General features: G+C 63.0%; 21 protein-coding genes, 2 tRNA genes and 1 riboswitch. Of the genes, 19 read left to right on the forward strand and 4 right to left on the reverse strand.

The genetic code is table 11. The features are described from left to right. Positions 1-4: 4 nt before the first annotated feature. Complete coding sequence (locus tag J2Y68_RS00320) at positions 5-676, reverse strand: vitamin K epoxide reductase family protein (RefSeq protein ID WP_309988329.1); 672 nt, start codon at positions 674-676, stop codon at positions 5-7. Between the two features lie 471 nt (positions 677-1,147). Here J2Y68_RS00320 and J2Y68_RS00325 point away from each other — a divergent pair, with 471 nt between their 5' ends. From J2Y68_RS00325 to J2Y68_RS00380, 12 genes are all read left to right on the forward strand, one after another. Continuing rightward, the gene (locus J2Y68_RS00325) at positions 1,148-4,324 is read left to right on the forward strand and encodes an Rne/Rng family ribonuclease (protein WP_309988332.1); all 3,177 of its coding nucleotides are present in this window, start codon (positions 1,148-1,150) and stop codon (positions 4,322-4,324) included. A 172-nt stretch (positions 4,325-4,496) separates the two neighbouring features. Next, positions 4,497-4,595, forward strand: a riboswitch (TPP riboswitch). Continuing rightward, positions 4,586-6,100 (forward strand): bifunctional hydroxymethylpyrimidine kinase/phosphomethylpyrimidine kinase, encoded by a 1,515-nt coding sequence (gene thiD, locus J2Y68_RS00330; protein WP_309988335.1) that lies wholly within the window; start codon positions 4,586-4,588, stop codon positions 6,098-6,100. It overlaps the preceding riboswitch by 10 nt. A 375-nt stretch (positions 6,101-6,475) precedes the next feature. Next, the gene (gene rplU, locus J2Y68_RS00335; protein WP_024816904.1) at positions 6,476-6,784 is read left to right on the forward strand and encodes a 50S ribosomal protein L21; all 309 of its coding nucleotides are present in this window, start codon (positions 6,476-6,478) and stop codon (positions 6,782-6,784) included. 62 nt (positions 6,785-6,846) lie between these two features. Next, positions 6,847-7,110, forward strand: coding sequence for a 50S ribosomal protein L27 (rpmA, locus tag J2Y68_RS00340; protein ID WP_003803426.1), 264 nt, complete (start codon positions 6,847-6,849; stop codon positions 7,108-7,110). 133 nt (positions 7,111-7,243) lie between these two features. Beyond that, the gene (gene obgE, locus J2Y68_RS00345; RefSeq protein ID WP_211712225.1) at positions 7,244-8,830 is read left to right on the forward strand and encodes a GTPase ObgE; all 1,587 of its coding nucleotides are present in this window, start codon (positions 7,244-7,246) and stop codon (positions 8,828-8,830) included. Beyond that, entirely contained in the window at positions 8,820-10,001 is a 1,182-nt protein-coding gene (gene proB, locus J2Y68_RS00350; RefSeq protein ID WP_309988339.1) for a glutamate 5-kinase, read from the forward strand. The genes obgE and proB overlap by 11 nt, the downstream gene beginning before the upstream one ends. Beyond that, entirely contained in the window at positions 9,998-11,362 is a 1,365-nt protein-coding gene (locus J2Y68_RS00355) for a glutamate-5-semialdehyde dehydrogenase (protein ID WP_309988341.1), read from the forward strand. Before proB ends, J2Y68_RS00355 begins: the two co-directional genes overlap by 4 nt. A gap of 82 nt (positions 11,363-11,444) precedes the next feature. Next, a complete protein-coding gene (locus J2Y68_RS00360) occupies positions 11,445-11,684 on the forward strand; it encodes a hypothetical protein (RefSeq protein WP_211712228.1) in 240 nt (79 codons plus the stop codon). Positions 11,685-11,688: 4 nt separating this feature from the next. Continuing rightward, complete coding sequence (gene nadD, locus J2Y68_RS00365; RefSeq protein ID WP_397334642.1) at positions 11,689-12,363, forward strand: nicotinate-nucleotide adenylyltransferase; 675 nt, start codon at positions 11,689-11,691, stop codon at positions 12,361-12,363. An 8-nt stretch (positions 12,364-12,371) separates the two neighbouring features. Beyond that, the gene (locus tag J2Y68_RS00370) at positions 12,372-13,565 is read left to right on the forward strand and encodes a hypothetical protein (protein WP_309988344.1); all 1,194 of its coding nucleotides are present in this window, start codon (positions 12,372-12,374) and stop codon (positions 13,563-13,565) included. A gap of 58 nt (positions 13,566-13,623) precedes the next feature. Next, positions 13,624-14,028, forward strand: coding sequence for a ribosome silencing factor (rsfS, locus tag J2Y68_RS00375; protein ID WP_309988345.1), 405 nt, complete (start codon positions 13,624-13,626; stop codon positions 14,026-14,028). Positions 14,029-14,142: 114 nt separating this feature from the next. Further along, a tRNA-Ala gene (locus tag J2Y68_RS00380) sits at positions 14,143-14,218 on the forward strand. Positions 14,219-14,285: 67 nt separating this feature from the next. Here J2Y68_RS00380 and J2Y68_RS00385 read toward each other — a convergent pair. Then, positions 14,286-14,909 (reverse strand): ScbR family autoregulator-binding transcription factor, encoded by a 624-nt coding sequence (locus J2Y68_RS00385; protein ID WP_309988347.1) that lies wholly within the window; start codon positions 14,907-14,909, stop codon positions 14,286-14,288. 388 nt (positions 14,910-15,297) lie between these two features. Here J2Y68_RS00385 and J2Y68_RS00390 point away from each other — a divergent pair. Next, positions 15,298-15,370 (forward strand) — tRNA-Ala (locus J2Y68_RS00390). A 58-nt stretch (positions 15,371-15,428) separates the two neighbouring features. On the opposite strand, the gene J2Y68_RS00395 is transcribed toward J2Y68_RS00390, so the two are convergent. Further along, positions 15,429-15,809: a cupin domain-containing protein gene (locus J2Y68_RS00395; protein WP_309988350.1), complete on the reverse strand. Its 381-nt coding sequence runs from the start codon at positions 15,807-15,809 to the stop codon at positions 15,429-15,431. A 197-nt stretch (positions 15,810-16,006) separates the two neighbouring features. On the opposite strand from J2Y68_RS00395, the gene J2Y68_RS00400 reads away from it, so the two are divergent. The 5 genes from J2Y68_RS00400 (at position 16,007) to J2Y68_RS00420 (ending at position 21,740) form a co-directional block, all read left to right on the forward strand. Next, positions 16,007-17,137, forward strand: a complete 1,131-nt coding sequence (locus tag J2Y68_RS00400; RefSeq protein ID WP_309988353.1) for a class I SAM-dependent methyltransferase — start codon at positions 16,007-16,009, stop codon at positions 17,135-17,137. Between the two features lie 182 nt (positions 17,138-17,319). Further along, a complete protein-coding gene (locus J2Y68_RS00405; protein ID WP_309988355.1) occupies positions 17,320-18,519 on the forward strand; it encodes an ROK family transcriptional regulator in 1,200 nt (399 codons plus the stop codon). A 100-nt stretch (positions 18,520-18,619) separates the two neighbouring features. After that, the gene (locus J2Y68_RS00410; RefSeq protein WP_309988358.1) at positions 18,620-20,005 is read left to right on the forward strand and encodes an extracellular solute-binding protein; all 1,386 of its coding nucleotides are present in this window, start codon (positions 18,620-18,622) and stop codon (positions 20,003-20,005) included. Continuing rightward, positions 20,002-20,871: a carbohydrate ABC transporter permease gene (locus tag J2Y68_RS00415; RefSeq protein WP_309988361.1), complete on the forward strand. Its 870-nt coding sequence runs from the start codon at positions 20,002-20,004 to the stop codon at positions 20,869-20,871. Before J2Y68_RS00410 ends, J2Y68_RS00415 begins: the two co-directional genes overlap by 4 nt. Beyond that, positions 20,868-21,740 carry a carbohydrate ABC transporter permease gene (locus J2Y68_RS00420; RefSeq protein WP_309988365.1) on the forward strand — a complete coding sequence of 291 codons (873 nt, stop codon included), beginning with the start codon at positions 20,868-20,870 and terminating at the stop codon, positions 21,738-21,740. Before J2Y68_RS00415 ends, J2Y68_RS00420 begins: the two co-directional genes overlap by 4 nt. A 27-nt stretch (positions 21,741-21,767) precedes the next feature. Here the strand turns inward: J2Y68_RS00420 and J2Y68_RS00425 are convergent, their stop codons facing one another. Then, complete coding sequence (locus tag J2Y68_RS00425; protein WP_374111492.1) at positions 21,768-21,971, reverse strand: hypothetical protein; 204 nt, start codon at positions 21,969-21,971, stop codon at positions 21,768-21,770. 109 nt (positions 21,972-22,080) lie between these two features. Here J2Y68_RS00425 and J2Y68_RS00430 point away from each other — a divergent pair, with 109 nt between their 5' ends. Then, positions 22,081-23,088 carry an AAA family ATPase gene (locus J2Y68_RS00430; protein ID WP_211712238.1) on the forward strand — a complete coding sequence of 336 codons (1,008 nt, stop codon included), beginning with the start codon at positions 22,081-22,083 and terminating at the stop codon, positions 23,086-23,088. Positions 23,089-23,096 lie beyond the last annotated feature (8 nt).

A 23,096-nucleotide genomic window follows, 5' to 3' on the forward strand; every position in this document is an offset into this window, starting at 1 on the left:
GGGCTTAGTAGCCGGACGTCCCGGCGAAGACGTGGAGGAACGCGAAGAAGATGGTGGCGGCGACGGCCACGTACAGCAGCGCCACGATGATCCAGCCGGAATCACCCAGCAGTTTGGCCAGTGCCGGCGGTGCTTTGATGACCCCGGTGGAGATGTTCCGGATCGTCACCCAGACGAACAAGGGAATCATGACGGCCCAGACCACCATGCAGAACGGGCACAGGACGTTGATGACGTAGAGGGCCTGGGACCACAGCCAGACAACGAAGGCGAAGCCCAGGGTGACTCCGGTTTGCAGCCCCAACCAGTACCAGCGGGAGAACTTTGCACCGGCAAGGAGCCCCATGGCTGTAGTGATAATGATGGCGAACGCGACAATCCCGATGAACATGTTGGGGAAGCCAAACACCGAGCTCTGGGGAGTTTCCATGACCTTGCCGCAGGAAATCCAGGGATTTACATCGCAGACGGTGACATGGTTGGGGTCCTTGAGAACTTCGAGCTTCTCCAGGACCAACGCCCCGGAAGCCAACCAGCCAATAACTCCGGTGATCAGCAGGAGCCAGGCAAAGGGCTTGTCCCGCACTGTCTTGGGAAGCGCAACGAGTGGAGTGGATGTTTCTTCCACCGGGGTGGAGGCGTTCTTGGCCAGGTTTCCCCTGGCGGTGCTCGGCATCGCGGATCTGATCCTTTTCGACATGTTACCCGGAAGGCCGGGAAGGGCTCTTGGGAGGATTGTAGCGCCGCAGGCTGGGCAAGGCCTCCAGCTTGGTGCGGGATTATGGCGACACAGCGGCCTACCCCGTGAACGTGCAGGGGTGTGAGAGAATGAACATGGCCGGTTTTCGATCCACATTCGGGATCCGGTCCGGTGACTTGTTCCCAAGACCGCCAGTATGAGCTGGGCACGCCCCGGATCCCATGATCCTCGGTGGGCCCGCCATCACAATGGACGGCACCTGGTTGTGGCAGCAGAACAACGGGTTTCAGGACAGGGCCGCCGGCTTTCCAGGGCTGCCGCACCCCAATGATGGTGCGAACCGGAAGGCAAACTACCGACTTCTGTCAACGCCTGCGGGTTTTGACAATATTTGCCCCATAGGGCGCCGGATGTGGCGGTGTTGCTGGGGCAGGAGTGTTGCCACATATGGATAATGACCAGGTTGTAGCCTTTAATGACGAGGCAGCTCCCGCGGAAACAGCGGAAGCCCCGAAGAAGACCACCCGGACCCGCCGCAAGGCTGCCCCCAAGGAAGCCCCTGCGGTTGAAGCGCCAGCCACTGAAGTACCTGCCGCTGTTGAGGGGACCGAAACCCCGGAAGCGGCCGCCGCGCCGGTGCGCAGGACCCGGTCCCGCAAGAAGGTTGAACCCGCCGAGCCGCTGCCAGGCTTGGGCGAGGAAGCCGCTGGTGCCCCCGAAGCCGCAGCAGTTGAGAGCCAGCCAGAAGCTGCCGCCGAACCCGCGCCGGAAAAGCCGGTCCGCCGTCGTCGTACGGCAAAGCCGAAAGCTGAAGCGGTAGAGGCGCCAGCAGCTGATGAAACCACGACGCCGGATGCCGGCTCCCAGCCCGGGGAACCTGTCGCTGAGGTCAACGCGGCAACCCCCGCTGAGGAGGCTCCGGTTCCTGCTGCGGAGGAGGCCCCCGCTGAGGAGGAAACCCCGGCGGCGTCCACGTCCCTGTTCCTTGAGCCTGTTTCCATCACGTCCATGATCTTCCAGGCCCCGGACCTCACCACCGTCCCGCGCGTTGCGGCCGTGGAAGAGAAGGCCGAGGAATCCGAAGAAGAAGCTGAGACCAGCGCGGACGCCGAGATCGATGACGCCGGCAGCCGCCGTCGTCGCCGGAGCCGTGGCCGCCGCGGCAGGCGTGGAACCGAACGCGAAGAGAACGAAACCGAGGATCCCAGCGAGTCCGAGGATGAAGAAGCCCCCGCGGCGGAAGCCCTCGAAGAAGGCGTCACGTCGCGTCGTCGCCGTCGCCGCCGCCGCGGTGACCAGGATCTCGAACTGACCGGCGGTACGGATGATGATCCGCCCAACACCGTGACCCGCGTCCGCGCGCCGCGGCCCATCACGGAAACCGCTCCCTCGAACCGCGTTACCAGCGTTAAGGGCTCCACACGGCTTGAAGCCAAGAAGCAGCGCCGCAGGGAGTCCCGCGAAACCGGCCGCCGCCGCCAGGTCATCACCGAAGCCGAGTTCCTTGCGCGTCGCGAGTCGGTAGACCGCCAAATGATCGTCCGCCAGCGCGACGACAGAATCCAGATCGGCGTCCTTGAAGATGGCGTCCTGGCCGAGCACTTCGTGTCCAAGACACAACAGGATTCCCTGATCGGGAATGTGTACCTGGGCAAGGTCCAGAACGTACTGCCCTCCATGGAAGCCGCGTTCGTGGACATCGGCCGCGGCCGGAACGCCGTGCTGTACGCCGGAGAAGTCAACTGGGATGCTGTCAACCTTGAAGGCCAGCCGCGCCGGATCGAGAACGCCCTGAAGTCCGGCGACTCCGTCCTGGTACAGGTCACCAAGGATCCCGTGGGTCACAAGGGTGCCCGCCTGACCAGCCAGATTTCCCTGCCGGGCCGCTACCTTGTGTACGTGCCGGGCGGCTCCATGACCGGTATCTCCCGCAAGTTGCCGGACGTCGAACGCAACCGCCTCAAGCGCATCCTCAAGGACCGCCTGCCGGAAAACGCCGGTGTCATTGTCCGCACCGCGGCCGAGGGCGCCTCGGAAGAAGAGCTGACGCACGACATCAACCGCCTCCGCGCGCAGTGGGAGGGCATTGAGGGGCAGGCCTCCTCAACCAAGGTCCTGGCACCGGAACTGCTGTACGGCGAACCTGACCTGACCATCAAGGTAGTGCGCGACGTCTTCAACGAAGACTTCTCCAAGTTGATCGTCTCCGGCGACGACGCATGGGACACCATTGAGGCTTACGTAACCTACGTAGCCCCCGACCTGGTGGGACGCCTTGAAAAGTGGACCAAGGACCAGGACATCTTCGCTGCCTGGCGCATCGACGAGCAGATCCACAAGGCCCTGGAACGCAAGGTCTTCCTGCCCTCCGGTGGTTCATTGGTCATTGACCGCACCGAAGCCATGACGGTAGTGGACGTCAACACCGGTAAGTTCACCGGCAGCGGCGGCAACCTTGAAGAGACCGTCACCAAGAACAACCTCGAAGCTGCCGAGGAAGTAGTTCGCCAGCTGCGCCTGCGCGATATCGGCGGCATCATTGTCATCGACTTCATCGACATGGTCCTGGAATCCAACCGTGATCTTGTGCTGCGCCGCATGGTTGAATGCCTTGGCCGCGACCGCACCAAGCACCAGGTTGCCGAGGTCACGTCCCTGGGCTTGGTCCAGATGACGCGTAAGCGCATGGGCACCGGCCTCCTCGAGGTCTTTGGCGAGCAGTGCGAGCACTGCGCCGGACGTGGCGTCGTGACCCACGACGAGCCGGTGGAGCACCGCCGCGCCAACGTGGTGGCCGCCGAGCACCACCGCCCGCACACGGAGACGCAGCAGCAGCAACCGGCGGCCCGAACGGAACGAAAGCGCCGCCGTGGCAAGGGTGGGGGACAGGCTGTTCCTGAAGCCCCGGCACCGGTTCAGGCCGCACCATCCGTGCCCGCCGCCACGTCGACGCACACGGAACCGCAGGACCCTGCGCGCCAGGCAAAGGCCGAGGCCACCAGGGCTGCGTTGGCAACGATCGCGGCCGCAGCACACGCCGCCCACCTGCACGACGACGAGCTTCACCGTGCAGAGGAACTGGCCCGCTCCACGCATCAGACGGCCGCCGCCGAACCCGCCGTTCATAGCGACGACGAAGAGTCAGCGGCCCATGACGCGGCGGTTCGGGAAGCACGCTCCACCCCGGTCCTGCGTTTCGGCGGCGAAGAAGTCGCCTTGCCATTCGTTGAGCACCAGGAAGAACCCCAGGCTGCCAAGCCGGCCATGAGCCTGGATCTGCTGGCCGAGGCGTTCTCCCATCTCGGAGCGGCGCCGGAGCAGGAGACGGCAGCAACGGCTGTTCGCGAACCTGCTGCTGCCCCGAAGGCGGCAGCGTCGGCACAGGCCGTCGAGCAGAATCCGGAAGCCGCTTCGGCGACCCGGAGTCGTCGAGGCCGCCGTAACCGCAGCGCCAGCAGGGCCCAGGGTGCAGCCAACGAAACAAGCGTTGAGCACCACGAAGTGACTGCTTCGACGCCCCAGGGCTCGGCCCACGAGGCGAAAGCCCCTGCTGAACCAGCCAAAAAGGCGCCCGCAGAAGAGCCCATCATCCTGGGAGTCGGCGTACCGGCCTCCGAGCTCTGACCGCTTCATAAGCCGTACAAGACCCCGTAGCAACTGCCCCCGCAGTTGCTACGGGGTCTTTGCATGTCCAGGACGCCCAAGGCCGCTCCTGGGAATGCCAAGCCTTTAGCGGGTCATATCCGGGCCTCAGCGCAGTGCGGTTCCCGGGCGGGGCTGCTTCCCGGCTAGGCTGGGGGCTGACACGGGGTGCCGGGCGTTGGGCCGGGCTGAGATCCAAACCCGTTGAACCTGTCCGGTTAGCACCGGCGAAGGGATGTCCACATGACTGCACCGTATTCTCCTGTCTACCCGCTGGTGGCTCCCGGCAGGCAAACCCCGCGGGTGTTGAGCATTGCCGGCTCGGACCCCTCCGGTGGTGCCGGGATCCAGGCGGACTTGAAGAGCATCGCGGCTCACGGTGGGTACGGCATGGCGGCCATCACCGCCCTCACCGCCCAGAACACCGTGAGGGTCAGCGCCGTCCACGTGCCCCCCGTTGAATTCCTGCGCCAACAGCTGGACGCCATCAGCAACGACATCGAGATCGACGCCGTCAAAATCGGGATGCTCGGTGACGCTGCCGTCATCGACGAAGTCCGTAGCTGGCTCGAAAAGGTACGTCCCGCCGTCGTGGTCCTGGACCCGGTGATGGTGGCAACCAGTGGCGACAGGCTCCTGCGGGAGTCCGCTGAGAAGGCATTACGTTCGCTCCTGCCGTTGGCAGATCTCCTGACGCCCAATCTTCCCGAGCTCGCAGTGCTGTTGGGCGAGCCTGAGGCGCCGGATTGGGCTTCGGCGCTGGACCAGGGTAAGCGGTTGGCCGCTGAGTACGGGAACACGGTCCTGGTGAAGGGCGGCCATCTGGCAGGATCCGGATGTCCCGACGCCCTGGTGAACACGAGCGGGTTGTTGCGGCAGGACGTGGTGGAGATAGCAGGGCCCCGCATCGATACCCGGAACAGCCACGGCACAGGGTGTTCGCTGTCCTCGGCCCTGGCAACGGTGCAGGTCATGACGGGGGATTGGGAAGCGTCGCTGCGGGAAGTGAAGCCCTGGTTGCTTGAGGCTTTGAGGCATTCCGGGACGTTGGACGTTGGCCACGGAAGCGGGCCGGTCCATCACTTCCACCACCAGCAGGTCCTGAGGCCCGGCGACTTCGCCGCAACTTTGTGGGAGCAGGCCCGCGCGGAACTTGACGCGATCCATGGGCTTGGCTTCATCGATGGCCTTCAAACTGGCAGCCTGCCGGAAGCGGCTTTCAGCTATTACCTGGCACAGGACGCGATCTATCTCAATGGCTACTCCCGGGTCCTGGCCCGTGCCAGCGCCCTTGCTCCTACCGAGGACGAGCAGTTGTTCTGGGCCAAAGGGTCCCGGCAATGCCTGGAAGTCGAGTCGGAATTGCATAGGAACTGGCTAAGCACCCGTGACGTCTCCGTGACGACGGGACCCGTGACCAAGTCCTACGTGGATCACTTGCTGGCCTGTTCGGCATCCGGCAGTTACGCGGTGGTCCTGGCGGCGATCCTGCCTTGCTACTGGTTGTACGCGGAAGTGGGCCAGCAGCTCCACGGCTCCTACGTGGAGGCAGGTTCCCCGGCGGACCACGCCTACGCGGACTGGTTGAAGACCTACGCTGACGAAGCCTTTGCTGAGGCAACCCGGACTGCGATCAAACTCACGGACGCGGCGGCCCTCGCGGCATCACCGACAGACCGCGCGGCCATGGTGGAGGCCTTCGCCCAGTCCTGCCGCTATGAAACTGCCTTCTTCGACGCGCCGCGGATGTTCTCGTGATCTTTCCAGCGCGGCATCCTGGTGCGGAATTTTGGAGGTTTACCGCGCGTCGGAGGGCAAATCACGTTAATCGCGCCCAAACCCTGTAGGCTGTATGGGCACGGTGCCGGGAGAGTCCGTTACAACTGGTGACGCGAGTCACGTGGTAGCCTCCGGACCCGGCCTCATTTGCAGCTGAAGGTCAAACTAGCGTAATCTTGATCTTCGGTGCTTACGCCAACACTTGGGTTATGCCCCTTGGAATTGTTCATGGGATGACTCGCGGACTTCGATCAGAAGTCCACGGCGTTGAGGCACAGCGCGAACCAAGCCTGATTCCGGTTCAGGTTCCGCACGCAAATTTAGTTATAAACGTCGAGAGAAGTGAGTACCCAAGTGGTGTACGCGATTGTCCGCGCAGGCGGCCGCCAAGAAAAAGTTTCCGTTGGAGACTACGTAACGCTTAACCGCGTCCCCGGTGGAGCCGGTAGCACGCTTGAGCTGCCCGCCTTGCTCCTGGTAGACGGCGAGAAGGTCACCTCCGCAGCTGCGGAACTGGCCAACGTCAAGGTTACGGCTGAGATTCTGGAAGACCTCCGTGGTCCGAAGATCGTCATCCAGAAGTTCAAGAACAAGACCGGCTACCGGAAGCGTCAGGGTCACCGTCAGGAACTGACCAAGATCAAGATCACCAGCATCGCGTAACTTTCGTTACACGCTGTTCAGGTTTTTCAGTTTCCCCAGAAATTTAGAGGCAGGCATTTCACATGGCACACAAAAAAGGCGCGAGTTCCACTCGCAACGGTCGTGACTCCAACGCTCAGTACCTGGGCGTCAAGCGCTTCGGTGGTCAGGTAGTTTCCGCAGGCGAGATCATCGTTCGCCAGCGCGGAACCCACTTCCACCCGGGTGCAGGCGTCGGCCGCGGTGGCGACGACACCCTGTTCGCTCTGCAGGCCGGTGCGGTTGAGTTTGGTACTCGCCGCGGCCGTCGCGTAGTGAACATCGTTGCTGCTGCAGCTGCAGAGTAACAACTAGTTCTGAACCGGTGGAGCGGGCCAAACGGCCCGCTCCACCGTTCTTTTAACCGCATTACAATCGACTGGGGCGCTTGGCGCACTGGTTTTGCAACAACGCTGTACAACAGCAACTGAGGAGATCCACGTGGCGAGCTTTGTAGACCGGGTAGTCCTGCACGTATCCGGCGGAACCGGCGGCCACGGCTGTGTCTCTGTTAAGCGGGAGAAGTTCAAGCCGCTAGGCGGTCCCGACGGCGGCAACGGTGGCAATGGCGGCGACGTCATCCTTCGGGTGTCCGCGCAGACCACCACCCTGCTCGACTACCACCACGCTCCCCACCGCCACGCCACCAATGGTGGTCCGGGCATGGGTGACTGGCGCGGCGGCAAGAACGGCGAAACCCTGATCCTTCCGGTCCCCGATGGCACCGTGGTCAAGACCAAGGACGGCGAAGTCCTGGCTGACCTCGTGGGCGAAGGTACCGAGTACATCGCTGCAGCTGGCGGTCAGGGTGGCCTCGGCAACGCGTCACTGTCCTCGCAGAAGCGCCGGGCCCCCGGCTTCGCCCTCCTGGGCATCGAAGGCGAATCCAGCGACATTGTCCTGGAACTGAAGTCCATTGCCGACATTGCCCTGGTTGGCTTCCCGTCGGCAGGCAAGTCGAGCCTCATTGCAGCCATGTCCGCTGCCCGGCCCAAGATCGCCGACTACCCCTTCACTACCCTCATCCCCAACCTTGGCGTGGTCCAGGCCGGCGAGGTCCGCTTCACCATTGCCGATGTTCCTGGCCTGATCGAGGGAGCGAGCGACGGCAAGGGTCTCGGACACAACTTCCTCCGCCACGTGGAGCGGTGTGCCGCACTGGTGCATGTCCTTGACTGTGGAACCCTGGAATCTGATCGGGATCCTTTGTCGGACTTGGCGATCATTGAGGCCGAACTCGATAAGTACGCAGTCGACATGAGCTATGCCGGTGTGGACGGCGAGGTGGTTCCGCTGAACGAGCGCCCCAAGCTGGTTGTCCTTAACAAGGTGGACCTTCCGGACGGCAAGGACATGGCCGAGTTCGTTCGCCCGGACCTGGAAGCCCGCGGATACCGCGTCTTCGAAGTATCGGCAACGAGCCATGAAGGCTTGCGCCAACTGGGCTTCGCCATGGCGGAGATCGTCAAGGCCGCGCGGGACGCGGTTGCCACTGCGCCCCCCAAGGTGGCTCCGCCAGTCCTGCGCCCGCGCGCTGTCAACGAGTCCGGCTTCAAGATCCGCCGTGAAGAAAAGAACCTGGAACCGCTGTTCCGCGTCCTTGGCGAGAAACCAGTGCGCTGGGTCAAGCAGACAGACTTCACCAACGAGGAAGCCATTGGCTACCTTGCCGACCGCCTGGCGAAGCTCGGCGTCGAAACCGAACTGTTCAAGGTAGGCGCCAAGCCGGGCGACACCGTGGTCATCGGTGAAGACGACGGCGTTGTCTTCGACTGGGAGCCGACCATGATGGCCGGCGCCGAACTCCTGGCAACTCCGCGCGGCACCGACATCCGGGTTGCCGACATCGGGGACCGGCCCACGCGTTCACAGAAGCGTGACGAACAGATCGAGCGCCGCGAAGCCAAGGCTGCCGCGCGTGCCGAGCTCGAAGCGGAGCGCAAGGCAGGCATCTGGACCGAATCCGTCAGCGGTCGGCGCGCCCAGGCCGTGAAGGAAAGCAACCTGGACGCCGGTGATGACGACTAGGACCGTCGACGCCCCGATTTCGGCCGAAGGACTCGAACGCCAGGCCCTGGCTACCGCCAAGCGGATTGTCGTCAAAGTGGGATCGTCGTCACTGACGAGCATTAAGGGCGGTATTTCCGAGAAGTCCCTCGCGGGGCTTGTCGACGCCCTTGCCCACCAGCGCAATGCGGGCACCGAAATCATCTTGGTCTCCTCTGGTGCCATCGCCGCTGGCCTGGCTCCGTTGGGCCTTGCCAAGCGCCCGAAGGACCTTGCCACGCAGCAGGCAGCAGCCAGCGTCGGGCAAGGACTCCTGATGGCCCGCTACACGCAGGCTTTCAGCGCGCATGGGATCACTGTCAGCCAGGTCCTGTTGACGGCCGATGACCTCATGCGCCGGACGCAGCACACCAATGCCTTCCGAGCTTTGGATCGGCTGCTGAACCTCGGCGTGGTGCCGGTCGTCAACGAAAACGACACCGTTGCTACCCATGAAATCCGCTTCGGCGACAACGACCGGTTGGCTGCCTTGGTGGCCCACCTGGTTCGCGCCGACGCGCTGGTGCTGCTGTCCGACGTCGACGCCCTCTACGACGGTCCGCCCTCCCAGGGTGCGCAGCGGATTCCGTTGGTCCGCGGTCCGCAGGACCTTGAGGACGTCACCATCGGCAAGGCCGGCAAAGCCGGTGTTGGTACCGGCGGAATGATGACCAAGGTGGAGGCTGCCTCCATCGCGGCCGGCTCCGGTATTCATGCGCTGGTCACCTCTACCGCCAACGCCGCAGCCGCCTTGGCCGGCGAGGACGTGGGGACGTGGTTTGCGGTGAACGGGAACCGCAAGCCCGTTCGCCTGTTGTGGCTGGCTCACCTTGCGACCGTTCACGGCCGCTTGATGCTCGACGACGGCGCAGTGAAAGCCGTGCGCGACCGGCACAGGTCACTCCTGCCCGCGGGCATATCGGATATCAGTGGCGACTTCGAGGCCGGCGATCCCGTCGAGATGGTTGGGCATGACGGAACCGTGGTGGCCCGCGGCCTGGTGAACTACTCCTCGGAGGAACTGCCACGGATGCTGGGACGCACCACGCAGGAGCTCGGCCAAGCCATGGGCCGTGGTTATGACCGCGAAGTTGTTCATGTTGACGATCTGGTGCTCCTGCGGGCGCCGCGCTCATCTAAACTTGGAGCATGACTGAAGCGCTGACCCCCGACGCCCCTGTGATCTCCGACGTTTCCGGTGCTGCCGGCCAGACGCCGGAGAACCCTGCGGCAGGCGGCGCCCCATTGTCCCCCGAGGATGTCCAGGCCGCAGTTCACGCAATCGCTGACCGGTCCCGTAAGGCTGCCCGCCGCATGGGCCAGGCGAACCGTGCCTGGAAGGACCGCGCATTGCGGGCCATCGGCGCAGCCCTGGTGGAAAACCGCAAGCATGTGCTGGAAGCCAATGCCAAAGATGTGGCCGTAGGCCGGGCCAACGGTACTTCCGCGGCTCTTTTGGACAGGCTAACCCTCACGCCCGCCCGCATTGACGGCCTGGTGGCGGCCTTGGAAAACCTTGCCGGGCTACCCGATCCTGTGGGCAACGTGGTCCGTGGGCAAACCCTTCCCAACGGGCTGCGGTTGCGTCAGGTCAACGTGCCCATGGGTGTTGTGGCTGCCATTTACGAAGCCCGCCCCAACGTCACCGTTGACATCGCGGGCCTCGCCCTCAAGAGTGGCAATGCCGTGATTCTTCGCGGTGGGTCCGCTGCCGCGAACACCAACGGTGCGTTGGTGCAGATCCTGCGCGAAGCCCTGGACTCTGTAGGCCTACCGGCGGATGCGGTACAAAGCGTCGACCAGTACGGCCGTGAAGGTGCCAACGTCCTGATGCGTGCCCGCGGACGCGTGGATGTCCTCATTCCCCGTGGCGGACGCGAGCTCATCCAGACCGTGGTGGCCAACTCGTCCGTGCCCGTCATTGAGACTGGCGAAGGGAACGTCCATATCTTCATCGACGAGTCCGCCGGTGAAGAAATGGCAGTGGACATCCTCCTCAACGCAAAAACGCAGCGGCCAAGTGTCTGCAACACCGTTGAGACGCTCCTGGTGCACTCTGGTTCCACCGTGCTTCCTGCGGTGGCGAAGGCACTCCGTGCCGCAGGCGTGACGCTTCACGTGGATGACAGGATTGCGGCTGCATTGGGCGCTGGTGTGGAGACTGTTCCCGCCGATAATGAGGACTGGGCCACTGAATACATGGACCTGGATCTCGCCGTGGCCATGGTGGACAGTCTGGACGACGCCGTGAACCACATCCGCAAGTGGACCACCGGCCACACCGAAGCGATCCTTACCAACAACCTGGCCAACGCGGAAAAGTTCATCGCGGACATCGATTCGGCCGCTGTGATCGTCAATGCCTCCACGCGTTTCACCGACGGCGGCGAGCTGGGGCTCGGCGCAGAGGTGGGAATCTCCACCCAGAAGCTGCACGCGCGCGGACCCATGGGCCTCACGGAACTCACCACCACCAAGTGGATCGTCCAGGGCGAAGGCCAAATCCGCAGCTAGCAACGCGGTAACATAGAACAGAAGTCCGGAACGGCGGGGAGTCCCGCCGTCGAAATCCTTTGAGAACCAACTAGGGGAGAAGATGCTGTTTCAGCAGATCGCCACGTCCATTGCCGCCGAGACAGAAGGCGGCCACGAGGAACTCGCCCCGCTGTGGGCCGAGCCGTGGGTCTTCGGCATCTCGATGTTTGCCCTGCTGCTGGTTCTCATGTTCGTAACCCTGTCCTACACCAACCTCGGCAACCGTCACGAGGCAGTGGAAGAGCACTCCGATCCGCACCGCCAGCACCCCAACAAGCACACCCACGGCCAGGGCCACTAACATTATCGCCGCAATACCACGCGGGGAGTCGGAGCGCAGGCTCCGGCTGGGCGTGATGGGTGGAACGTTCGATCCCATCCATCACGGCCACCTTGTGGCTGCAAGTGAAGTAGCAGCCAAGTTCGACCTTGATGAAGTGGTTTTCGTGCCCACCGGCCAGCCGTGGCAAAAGTCGCACAAGCAGGTCAGCGAGCCCGAACACCGCTACCTCATGACGGTGATCGCCACAGCTTCCAACCCCCGCTTTACCGTGAGCCGCGTGGACGTGGACCGGCCGGGTCCGACGTTCACCATCGACACCCTTCGCGACTTAAGGGAACTCCGTCCCGACGCGGACCTGTTCTTCATTACTGGTGCCGACGCTTTGGCGCAGATCCTGTCCTGGAAAGATGTCGACGAATTGTGGTCCTTGGCCCATTTCGTCGGTGTGACCCGCCCCGGACACGAATTGAACGATTTGGGCCGGACTGACGATGTCAGCCTGCTCGAAGTTCCCGCCATGGCTATCTCCTCCACGGATTGCAGGACACGCGTCGGCGCGGGCAACCCGGTGTGGTACCTCGTGCCGGACGGAGTGGTCCAGTACATCGCAAAATATGGGCTGTACGCACCCCGGCCTTCCGCAGGGGACCTGTCGGCCGCACTGTCCGGATCAGACGACCAAGCACGTACTGAATGAGTTTTTAAATGAGCAGCCAGGAACAGCGACCCATCCGCAGCAGGCGCGAGCTTCGCCGTGCCCGGGAAGAGCACCCGGAAACAACGCCGGACGCTACGTCAAACGGCCCGGCAGAGGCGGCTTCCGCCGAAGAAGCCGACCGCCCAAACGCGCGCAACAGGCGTGCGGCAAATGCACCGGTGGACGCCGTGGGACCCGCGGCGCAGGAGCGTTCATCCCAGATCCGTGCCCGCGACCGCGCGGCCCTCCGGACCATCAAGGACCTGGCTGACAAGGAAGAACAACTGTCCGGTGGTGGCCCGCCGACGCGTCGCCAGCTGAGGCTGCAGCAACTCCAAGCTGAAGTTGCCACCTCCATGACCCCCATCGTTCCGGCGCCGGACGCTGGCAAACCCGACGCTGCAAAGCCCGAGGCCGCCAAGCCGGACGCTGCCAAGCAGAAGCCCGAGGCGGAGAAAGCTCCGGCCGCCTCCACGAAGGTCGGCGGGGGAGAGGGCAAGAGTGCCCCGGCCGAATCCGACATGTCAGTGGAGCAGGCCCTCGCTGTTCGCGAGCTGATCGCGGCGCAGGTCCAAAACCAGACCGCCAAACTGGAACACATAGCCGAACAGGACCCCCTGGCGGTTGATCCGGAGGTCCTGGCGCAGCAGATTGCCTTGGCTGAGCGTGCGGCTGTGTTGAATAAACGTGCCGCCGCGAAGCAGAAGCTGGCCGAACAGGCGACGTCGGACCAGGGCAAGGTGGAGCCGCGCAAGCCAAGCCCTACGTCGTCGGGTCCTTCGACGGCAAATAACCTTGCCATGGTCACGCCATTGGAATTCGTCAAGGTACCAGGTGTCGAACGGCCCGTCATGAAGCGGCCCAGTACCACGTTCGTTCCTTTGATTACTTCCGCCGGTCCCAAGCTTGAGGCTGAACCGTCCGCTGGTAAGAAGCCGGGCGCACGCGGCCGTGCCGGTGTCCTTGCCCGCGCGGAAGCTGTAGCGCGGTCGGCCCGCAAGAAGCCTGTCCCTTTGGCGGACCGGGGCGAAGAGGCGCAAAGGCCGCCGGTTTCTGCCAGCACTGCCTACGGGCTTGATCCCCTCGATGCCAACACGGCCGGCCTGGCCAGGGCCCAGCGCAACAGGCTGCTGCAGTTCGGTGTCCTCGCACTGGGCATCGTTGCGCTCATCGTCGGCATCATCATGATTACCAGCGGCTAGTTCCGCTAAACAACGGCTCACGCCATTCACAGGCCACAGGCCACAACAAGGAGTCCCCGTGTCTGCACATGAACAATCCATCACCCTCGCCCGTCATGCCGCGCGTGCCGCGGCCGACAAACTTGCCGAGGATATTGTCGCCCTCGACGTCAGCGAGCGTCTGGCACTCACAGACGTTTTCCTGATCGCCTCGGCTCCGACGGAACGCCAGGTCAACGCCATTGTTGACGGTATCGAAGAAGAACTCTTGAAGCAGGACCTCCGCCCGGTGCGCCGCGAAGGACGCTCCGAGGGCCGTTGGGTCCTGCTGGACTACGCCGACATCGTCATTCACGTTCAGCACGCAGAGGACAGGGTCTTCTACGCCTTGGATCGCCTGTGGAAGGACTGCCCTGTGGTGGACCTTGAGCTGGGTGACGATGCCTCCGCCAAGGCTGTCACCGCGGAGGATTCGGAGAACTAGGACTGCGCGGCACCGAATATGCCCGATTTGGAATTTTCGGAACCGCTGTTCTAAGATATTTGAGTTGCTTCGGCGCGGATGGCTGAAATGCCAGGCGTTGGGCAGCGAAGATATGGGGCTGTGGCGCAGCTGGTAGCGCACCTGCATGGCATGCAGGGGGTCAGGGGTTCGAGTCCCCTCAGCTCCACCAATCGAGGCCCTGCCTACTTCATGGAAGACATGGAGAAGGCAGGGTCTCTTTTCTTTTCACCGCAGCTTTATGCGCGTGGCGGCTCGGCGCGGTCCTGGCACTCAGGTGCTGGTACCATACCCAATGCCGGCAGCATGAATTCCCACATCTGGTCGATTCGGAGCATTACGTCCTTCCTGCCGGTCAGGACTTCCGAGACCATCTGCACGCCGGTGAAGGACGCGATCAGGTACCGGGAGAACGCCGCTGGATCCACGTCCGGACGTACATGGCCTTCATTTACGGCCTGTTGAAGCAACTGTTCAGCGGTGCTGATCCAGTCTTCGTAGGGTCCGGACACATCCGCTTGGAACGCGGTTGCTTCGAACGTGAGCCTGATACCGCCCTGAACAATGGGCTCGTCAAGGAGTTGCTGGCCGAACATGCGGCAAAGGCCGATGAGTTTGTCCATGGGTGGCTTGGTGGACCCGATTATTTCTGCTCCGGCGGCGATCACCAGGGCGTGCTGCTCTTCTATGACTGCCAAGGCGAGTTCGCGCTTGGAGGTGAAATGGAAGTAGAGAGCACCTTTGGTCACTCCGGCACGTTTGGTGATGTCGGTCAGGCTGGCATTCCCGTAGCCAATTTCCGCGAAGACCTGGGCGGCACCTTCGATGACGGCCAGCCGGGTGTCCTTGGCACGTTGTTGCATGGGGATGCAGAACCTCTCGGTATGGGACGGCCGCCAAGTGCATCGGGCAGCTTTACATCCCGATAACGCTATCACCGCCCTCTTTGCGGCAAGTGTGTGACAAAACCGACTGGACGGTTTGGTTTAGGAGCCTGGGGATCCTAGAATTCAGGTGAGCCACTCGGGTGTTCCCGTATGGCTCACCGGCAGCCGGCTTGGGGGGAGGTGCGATGGATTCATCCAACGCACCTCGGCTGCCGAGTCCACCTGACAGAGCCCCGGCAAACAGGGTGGGAGAATGGTGATGCACCTCACCTTGGAGTGATTTCTCTTCTTGTTGAATTGTGGTTAGTATTGACGAGTTGCTTCGACGGGAAGAGAAATACTTCTTCGAAAAGCCAGCATTTCCGGGGCTGTGGCGCAGCTGGTAGCGCACCTGCATGGCATGCAGGGGGTCAGGGGTTCGAGTCCCCTCAGCTCCACTTCGGAAAAGGACCCCGCTCATGAGAGCGGGGTCCTTTTGTTTCCCAAAGGCCGGTCCTAATCCGAGAGTGCCTTGGCAAACTCGGCGCCGCTGACGAACTCGACACCTTGGAACGGCTGGTCACCGACCACCCACGCATTATGGCCGGGCGGAATGGTGTAGGAATCGCCGGCCGAAATGCTTATACGTCCGCCGTCGTTGGTTTCCACGTCCAGTTTGCCGGACACGCAAAAGCCGACGTGGCTCAACTGGCAGGAATCCGTGCCAACCACTGGCTTGATGCAGTCGGCCCAGGTCCATCCAGGCTCAAACGTCAGGCGGCCGATTGTGTAGTCTCCTACGGTGACGAGATCCAGCGCGGTCTTGTCAGGGTGGCGTGTTTCATCTGGGGAATTGTGGGATTTTACTTCCAGGTTCGTGACAGCATTGACACTCATGGCTTCTCGCAGGGGAGGGGAGCAACTGTTGGTGGTCTCGACGCCCTGGCTCCTACGGCCGCCGGGACCGATGCCCGTCAGTGCCGGGGGCCAGTTCGCTGACCGCGGGGCCGACGGGTGTTTGTGTTGTGCCTCCAGAGTGCTCCCGGACGTGGAATAAGTCGAGACATTGAAGCAAGGAAAGCGGGAAACGCGTTGTGACGGCATGGGAACTCGAAGCACTATTCGGTACATTGAGCAGGCTTCCGGACGTCGAAGCGGACAATCTGCGGGCCTACGACGCCACGGATCGGCTGCTTCTGGAGACGGCCGAAGGCTATCTCAGGCCGGATAGCCAGGTGGTGGTCATCGGTGACCGTTACGGGGCCCTGACCTTGGGCACCTTGGCCTGTACCGGCGTCGGGCATGTCCGTGTCAACCAGGACCTCTTCACCGGCAGGGCCGCGCTGCAGCGCAATGCCGACGCGGCCGGGATGGATGGACGGTATACCCCACACGAACTTGGCCGGGAATTGCTGCAGGGTGCGGACCTGATCTTGTTGCAGCTGCCCAAATCACTGGCCGAGTTGGAAGAAATCGCCGACGCCGTCGCCCGGTTCGCGGGGCCGGATGCGGTCCTGCTCGCCGGTGGACGCGTCAAGCACATGTCGGTGGGAATGAACGCCGTCCTGGAGAAATACTTCTCCGCGGTCCAACCCCAGTTGGCCAGGCAAAAGTCGCGGATCCTCGTGGCCAAGAACCCCCGGACGGTCTCCGGCGAGCCGCCGTTTCCCGTGGTGGAGGCCAACCCGGAACTGGGAATCACTCTCTGCGCCCACGGTGCAGTGTTCTCCGGAGCCCGACTGGATATCGGAACCCGCTACCTCCTTGGTTTCCTCGATCGGATGCCAGCGGCCCGGCAGGCAGTGGATCTTGGTTGCGGAACCGGAATCCTCGCCACGATGTACGCCCGCCATCAAGCCGGTGCACGGGTCATCGCAACGGACCAGTCCGCGGCGGCCGTCGCTTCGGCAATGGCGACCGCGGCTGCGAACGGGCTGGGGGAGCGCATTAGTGTCATCCACGACGACGCCATGTCCAGCTTTGAGGCCGGGAGCGCCGACCTTATCCTGCTGAACCCACCTTTCCATCTGGGGGCAAGCGTGCATGCCGGTGCCGGCCTGAAGTTGTTCGAGGCAGCAGCACGGGTCCTCGCGCCAGGCGGGGAACTGTGGACCGTGTACAACAGCCACCTGCAGTACCGTCCTGCCCTGGAGCGATATGTCGGGCCGACAGTGGAGGAAGGCCGGAACCCGAAGTTCACCGTGACCCGCAGCCGGAAAGCCTAAGGGCATGTCCGGCTCATCGTTACCAAGCCCTGACCCCCGCGCCTGCGTGTGCTCGTATCGGTGGTGGCGTGGGTATCGTACGATTCAGACAGACTTAATTGACGACGTTTTTCCAATGACGAGGGGCATCAGTGACTGAGATCCGGCAGCCGACACCTAGGCGCGGAACGAACCTACCCAGGATGGGGGACTTCAACCTCACCGTCATCCTGGAGGCGATCCGGCGATCCTCGGGAGGGCTCAGCCGCGTCGAACTGGCGCAAATTGTTGGGCTTTCGCCGCAGACCATATCCAACATTTCCCGGCGGCTCCTTGACCAGCAGCTCATCATGGAAGCCGGCAAGGAAGGCTCGGGACCGGGTAAGCCCCGGACCATCCTGCGCCTGAACCCCGCCGGGATGTACGCGGTGGGCGTGCACCTGGACCCGGCCGTCATTACGTTTGTGGTCCTGGACCTGTTGGGCGATGTCGTCAGGCATTCACGCATGGCCACCCCGGGAGGCGACCCGGCGGAGGTGATCACCAGCATTGCAGGGCAGATCGACATTCTCATCCAGGAGTCAGGAGTTGACGCATCCAAGATTGCCGGCCTTGGCGTTGCGGTCCCTGGTCCGATCGACCTTGATGAGGGCTCAGTGGTGGACCCGCCGCTCCTGACCCGCTGGAACCGGGTACGGATCCGCGAAGCGTTGACCGAAGCAACAGGCCTGGAGACCTTGGTGGACAAGGATGTCACCAGTGCAGCGGTTGCGGAGACGTGGGCGGGCGGTGCCAGTGGCGCAGGCAGCTTTATCTTCATGTACATGGGAACCGGTATCGGCTGCGGCATTGTCCTCAATGACGAAGTCGTTCGAGGCACGTCCGGCAACGCAGGCGAAATCGGCCACATCGTGGTGGATCCCGACGGTCCCCTGTGCGATTGTGGGCAGCGCGGATGCGTCAAGTCCTCCAGCATCCCGCAGGTTCTTGTTGCCGAAGCTGAAGAAGCTGGCGTGCTCGACGGGAACCGCCAGGGAACGGACGGCCCGGAAGTCCAGGAGCGGTTCGCCGAGTTGTGCGACAAAGCCGATGCCGGTGACGCCAGGGCCATTGCGATCCTGGACAAGTCGGCAACCCTCGTGGCCCGGGCGGTATCCGTCGTAGCCAACACGTTGGACGTGGAGCGGGTGGTCTTTGGCGGCCCGTTCTGGGGCCGGATGTCGCCGTACTTCATGGAACGGGTGCCTGCGTTGTTGGAACGGAACAACGCAGCCCGCATGATCCATGGGCTCGAGGTCGTGGGCACAGGGGTTGGCGAGGACGTTGGCGCGATCGGTGCTGCGTGCCTGGTCCTGGAACACATGCTCGCCCCGCGCGCGCAAAGGCTCCTGCTGGAGGGCTAAGGCCAGGCAGGACAACTGAATATCCGCAAGGCTGGGCCACGTCGCATGGGTGTCACGGTGAAGTGCTGGCTTGCAGCCACCTTCGACCGATTGGAGCCTCATGGGCCGCCGAACAAAGACCTTCCGGGCAAGAACAGTCCTATACCGATCTGCCGCCATGCTCTCCGTCGCCGCTGTCCTTGCAGCGGCGACGTCGTGCTCACCCACACCTGATGCAGCCGGGAACAAGACCCTGAAGATCGTTTACCAAAAAACTGATTCCTTCACGGCGCTGGACGCGGTCATGCAGGATGCCAAGAAGGAATTCGAAGCCGCCAATTCCGGGGTGACCGTCGACCTCCAGCCGATCCAGGCCAATGACGACGATTACGGGACCAAGCTGGCCCTGGCGCAGCGTTCGACCGACACGGCCCCGGACGTCTTCTACGAAGATACTTTCAAGGTTCGTTCGGACGTCGACGCCGGCTACCTCCTCAACCTGGACAGTTACCTCGCGAAATGGGGCGAGTGGTCCGCGTTCGACGAGGCGGCAAAAGAAGCGGGACGAGCCGACGACGGCGCCATCTACGCAGTGCCCCTGGGCACCGACACGCGTGCCATCTGGTACAACAAAGCCGTATTCCGGAAGGCCGGCATCCCTTTGCCGTGGCAACCGAAAAACTGGGAGGACATCCTGGCCACAGCCCGTGCCATCAAGGCCGCGGACGCGGAGGCCATCCCGTTCAACATGTACGCCGGAAAGGCAACCGGCGAGGGCACGGTTATGCAGGGGTTCTACGAACTGCTGTATGGAACGGACAGCACCCTGTACGACGAGCGGGAGAAAAAATGGGTGGTTGGTTCCCAGGGATTCACTGACTCCCTGGCCTTCCTGAAAACGTTGTATGACGAGAAGCTCGCTGTCAGCCCGGCCGAGGCCCTGGACGCAAATGTCTGGAAGAAAGTCTTTGGCGAATGGTTCCCGCAAGGCAAACTGGGCGCCACAGTGGAAGGATCATACGCGCCGTCGTTCTGGCAGAAGGGCGGAGCTTACGAATGGCCCGGCTACGAACAGGACATGGCAGCTGCGATGTTCCCCACTCAAAAGGGGCAGGAACCCGGCGGGGTGAGCATGTCCGGTGGTTGGACGCTGGCCGTGGGAGCGAAAAGCAAGAACCCCGAACTGTCCTTCACCTTCCTCACTACGGTCCTGAACAAGAAAAACGCTCTGTCCTACGACATCAACAACTCCCAGATTGCCGTTCGGACTGATGTCGCCACAGACCCCGGGTACCTGGCCGCCAACCCGTTCGTGAAGGATGTCTCGAACCTGGTCAAAGTGACACACTACCGGCCCGCGACGGCTGACTACCCGAGGATTTCAACTGCCGTGCAGGAAGCCACGGAAGCCGTGATCACCGGAAAGAAGAGCCCTGAAGATGCCGCAGCCGACTACGATGCCGCGCTCCGCAAGCTGGTAGGGGAGGACAAGGTTTTGGAGAAATGACGATCCGCCGCTTCCTGCGGCTCCTGCCAGTGGTCCCCTCCATCGTGCTGCTGATGGTGTTCCTGCTGGCTCCGGTGGTGTGGTCGTTCTACGCATCATTCACCGATGCTGCCTTGTCCGGGAAAGGAGCCAGGGACCCCCAGTGGGTGGGCGTGGACAACTACGCCCGAATGGCTGGTGATGACTCCTTTCCCTTGGCCGCTTGGCTGACAGTGGTGTTCGTCATGGCATCGGCCGTGATTGGCCAGAGCGCCTTGGGCTTGCTGATAGCTCTGCTGATGACCCGCTCGCGCCGCGTCGTATCGTCATGGGTGGGAACGGTGGTGGTGGCGGCCTGGGTGCTTCCGGAGATCGTTGCAGCCTTTGCCGCGTACGCCTACTTCAACCGGGACGGGACGCTCAACCAGATCCTGGGTGGCATGGGCATCCAGGGTCCCGACTGGCTGTATTCCTTCCCCATGGTGGCGATCATCCTTGCAAATACCTGGCGCGGCACGGCGTTCTCCATGCTGGTGTACCGGGCCGCGCTGGCAGACGTTCCCCGGGACGTCACCGAGGCAGCCCTGATGGACGGAGCCAGGGGTTGGCAGCGCCTGGCATTCATCACCCTCCCGCTGATCCGGAGCAGCATAGCAACCAACCTGATGTTGATCACGCTGCAAACCCTCGCCGTCTTCACGCTGATCTGGGTGATGACCGCCGGGGGACCAGCCAACGCCAGCACCACGCTGCCGGTGCTGGCCTACCAGGAGGCCTTCAAGTTTGGTGATATCGGATACGGAACGGCGGTGGCTTCCGTACTGATCGTGTTGGGCATGGTTTTTGGCGCAGTGTATGTGCAGCTCCTGCGGGATAAGCGCGCATGAGCCGGCTGCGGGCGCCATCGGGGACAAAGCGCACGACGCCGGTAACCGGCTCCCGCCGTCGGGCGAAGCTGGGTGCGGACATCGCCCTGGTCCTTGTCGGGGTGTGTTTCGTGGTGCCTTTGCTGTGGTTGGTGCTTGCCGCCGTCGATCCCCAAGCCAGCTACCAGGCCAAGGTGCCCGAAACGGCGTCGTTGGATAATTTCCGTGCCGTGCTGACTGCAGAGCTGTTGTTCCGGCCCCTTGCCAACAGTTTCCTGCTCTCGGCCGGCACCGCCTTGGTGAACGTGGTGGCTGCGGTCCTGGCCGCATACCCGTTGTCGCGGTACCAGTCGCGGTTTAACAAGCCGTTCCTGTACACGGTCCTGTTCGGTACATCGCTGCCCGTGACCGCCATCATGGTTCCGGTCTATGGTCTGTTCGTCCAGCTGCACCTGCTTGACTCCATGGCTGCGACCATTTTTTTCATGGCCACCACCACCTTGCCCATGGCGATCTGGATGACCAAGAACTTCATGGACTCGGTTCCCCTGGAACTTGAGGAGGCCGCCTGGATCGACGGTGCATCGCCTCTGGTGGCGTTGCGCACCATCGTGCTGCCCCTGATGAGGCAGGGATTGGGCGTGGTGATGATCTTCGTGTTCATCCAGGCGTGGGGGAACTTCTTCGTCCCCTTTATCCTTCTGCTGTCCACGGGGAAGCAGCCGGCATCGGTGTCGATCTTCAGCTTCTTTGGCCAGCACGGCGCCATCGCCTACGGGCAGTTGGCGGCTTTTTCGATCCTGTATTCAGTTCCGGTGCTGGTCCTTTATGCGCTGGTCTCCCGGGGCATGGGGAACTCGTTTGCCCTGTCCGGCGCCATGAAAGGGTAGCGCGGCCGCCGGGGAGGCAGCGGGGGATCAGTCGATGTCCTCGACGATTTCGCCGTAAGGTATGGACTCGTCCAAATGGGCTTGGTGGCCCGTGGGGCCCGTGTTGTAGGTGATCCGTACTCCGTGGCGTTGGTCCGCTGCGGACTGCAGCAGGACCGGTCGGACGGCGTCCACAACATGCTGGGTTTGGCTTGCGAGGTAGTTCTGGTAGGCGGCTGGTAGCTGATGCATGGCAAAAGGATAGACCCGTGGCGTCCGCATGGGGAGGGCTACCCATTGCGGCTTTTTCGGGCCCCGACTTGGATAGAGTGGCCAAACAACGCCAGCGAGGAGACCACGAGTGCAACAGACCACAGCCACGGCCGGCATTGATGCCCCGGACATGGCCCGTGCCCAGCAACTCGTGGGCAGCATTGTCCGCAGCTTCGAAAATAAAGTGGTGGGCCAAACCAGGCTGCGCGAGACCTTGGTCATTGGACTCCTGACCGGCGGCCACGTGCTTCTTGAGAGCGTTCCGGGTCTTGCGAAAACCACCGCGGCCCAAGCCATCGCCGAATCGGTCAGCGCAGAGTTCCGGCGCATCCAATGCACGCCGGACCTTCTTCCCAGCGACATCGCCGGGACGCAGATCTTCGATGCGGCGAAGGGCACCTTCGTCACCCAGCTGGGCCCGGTCCACGCCAACATCGTTTTGCTTGACGAGATCAACAGATCCAGCGCAAAGACACAAAGTGCCATGTTGGAAGCCATGCAGGAACGGCAGACATCCATTGGCGGTGAGTCATATCCGCTGCCCAAGCCGTTCCTGGTGTTGGCAACGCAGAACCCCATTGAGCAGGAAGGAACCTACCGCCTTCCCGAAGCGCAGATGGACAGGTTCATGCTCAAGGATGTGCTGGACTATCCGAGCCCGGCCGAGGAAGCAGAAGTGATCCGGCGGATCGACGCGGGCGTGTTCAACCCGGACCTGAAGCCGCCCGCCGCAGCATCGTTGGATGCCGTGCTCCAGGTTCAGGAGCTGGTGCGCAGGGTCTACATCGATCCGGCCATTGTCAGGTACATCGTGGGACTGGCCTACGTCACCCGCAACGCAAGCCAGTACCTCGAACCCCAGCTGGCCGGCCTGGTTGAGTTCGGTGCCAGTCCACGGGCAAGCATCGCCTTCAGCCAGGCGGCAAGGGCCTTGGCCCTGCTCAACGGCCGCGACCACGTCATCCCGGAGGACGTCAAGAACCTCGCCCACCGCATCCTGCGTCACCGCATCATTCTCGGATTCGATGCCGTAGTGGAGGGCATCTCCGTGGAAACAGTGATTGATGCCGTCCTGGCCTCGGTCCAGACGCCGTAACGGACCAG

The organism is Paenarthrobacter nitroguajacolicus (genome assembly GCF_031455195.1).
GTDB lineage: Bacteria > Actinomycetota > Actinomycetes > Actinomycetales > Micrococcaceae > Arthrobacter > Arthrobacter nitroguajacolicus_D.

Bases quoted from the DNA above. Each gene is read 5' to 3' on its own strand.
- J2Y68_RS00355 (WP_309988341.1), top strand. From the start codon at position 9,998: ATGACTGAAGCGCTGACCCCCGACGCCCCTGTGATCTCCGACGTTTCC.
- J2Y68_RS00325 (WP_309988332.1), top strand. From the start codon at position 1,148: ATGGATAATGACCAGGTTGTAGCCTTTAATGACGAGGCAGCTCCCGCG.
- J2Y68_RS00370 (WP_309988344.1), top strand. From the start codon at position 12,372: ATGAGCAGCCAGGAACAGCGACCCATCCGCAGCAGGCGCGAGCTTCGC.
- J2Y68_RS00425 (WP_374111492.1), bottom strand. From the start codon at position 21,971: ATGCATCAGCTACCAGCCGCCTACCAGAACTACCTCGCAAGCCAAACC.
- J2Y68_RS00385 (WP_309988347.1), bottom strand. From the start codon at position 14,909: ATGCAACAACGTGCCAAGGACACCCGGCTGGCCGTCATCGAAGGTGCC.
- J2Y68_RS00415 (WP_309988361.1), top strand. From the start codon at position 20,002: ATGACGATCCGCCGCTTCCTGCGGCTCCTGCCAGTGGTCCCCTCCATC.
- J2Y68_RS00410 (WP_309988358.1), top strand. From the start codon at position 18,620: ATGGGCCGCCGAACAAAGACCTTCCGGGCAAGAACAGTCCTATACCGA.
- proB (WP_309988339.1), top strand. From the start codon at position 8,820: ATGACGACTAGGACCGTCGACGCCCCGATTTCGGCCGAAGGACTCGAA.
- J2Y68_RS00360 (WP_211712228.1), top strand. From the start codon at position 11,445: ATGCTGTTTCAGCAGATCGCCACGTCCATTGCCGCCGAGACAGAAGGC.
- J2Y68_RS00320 (WP_309988329.1), bottom strand. From the start codon at position 676: ATGCCGAGCACCGCCAGGGGAAACCTGGCCAAGAACGCCTCCACCCCG.
- J2Y68_RS00395 (WP_309988350.1), bottom strand. From the start codon at position 15,809: ATGAGTGTCAATGCTGTCACGAACCTGGAAGTAAAATCCCACAATTCC.
- J2Y68_RS00420 (WP_309988365.1), top strand. From the start codon at position 20,868: ATGAGCCGGCTGCGGGCGCCATCGGGGACAAAGCGCACGACGCCGGTA.
- rpmA (WP_003803426.1), top strand. From the start codon at position 6,847: ATGGCACACAAAAAAGGCGCGAGTTCCACTCGCAACGGTCGTGACTCC.
- thiD (WP_309988335.1), top strand. From the start codon at position 4,586: ATGACTGCACCGTATTCTCCTGTCTACCCGCTGGTGGCTCCCGGCAGG.
- J2Y68_RS00405 (WP_309988355.1), top strand. From the start codon at position 17,320: ATGGGGGACTTCAACCTCACCGTCATCCTGGAGGCGATCCGGCGATCC.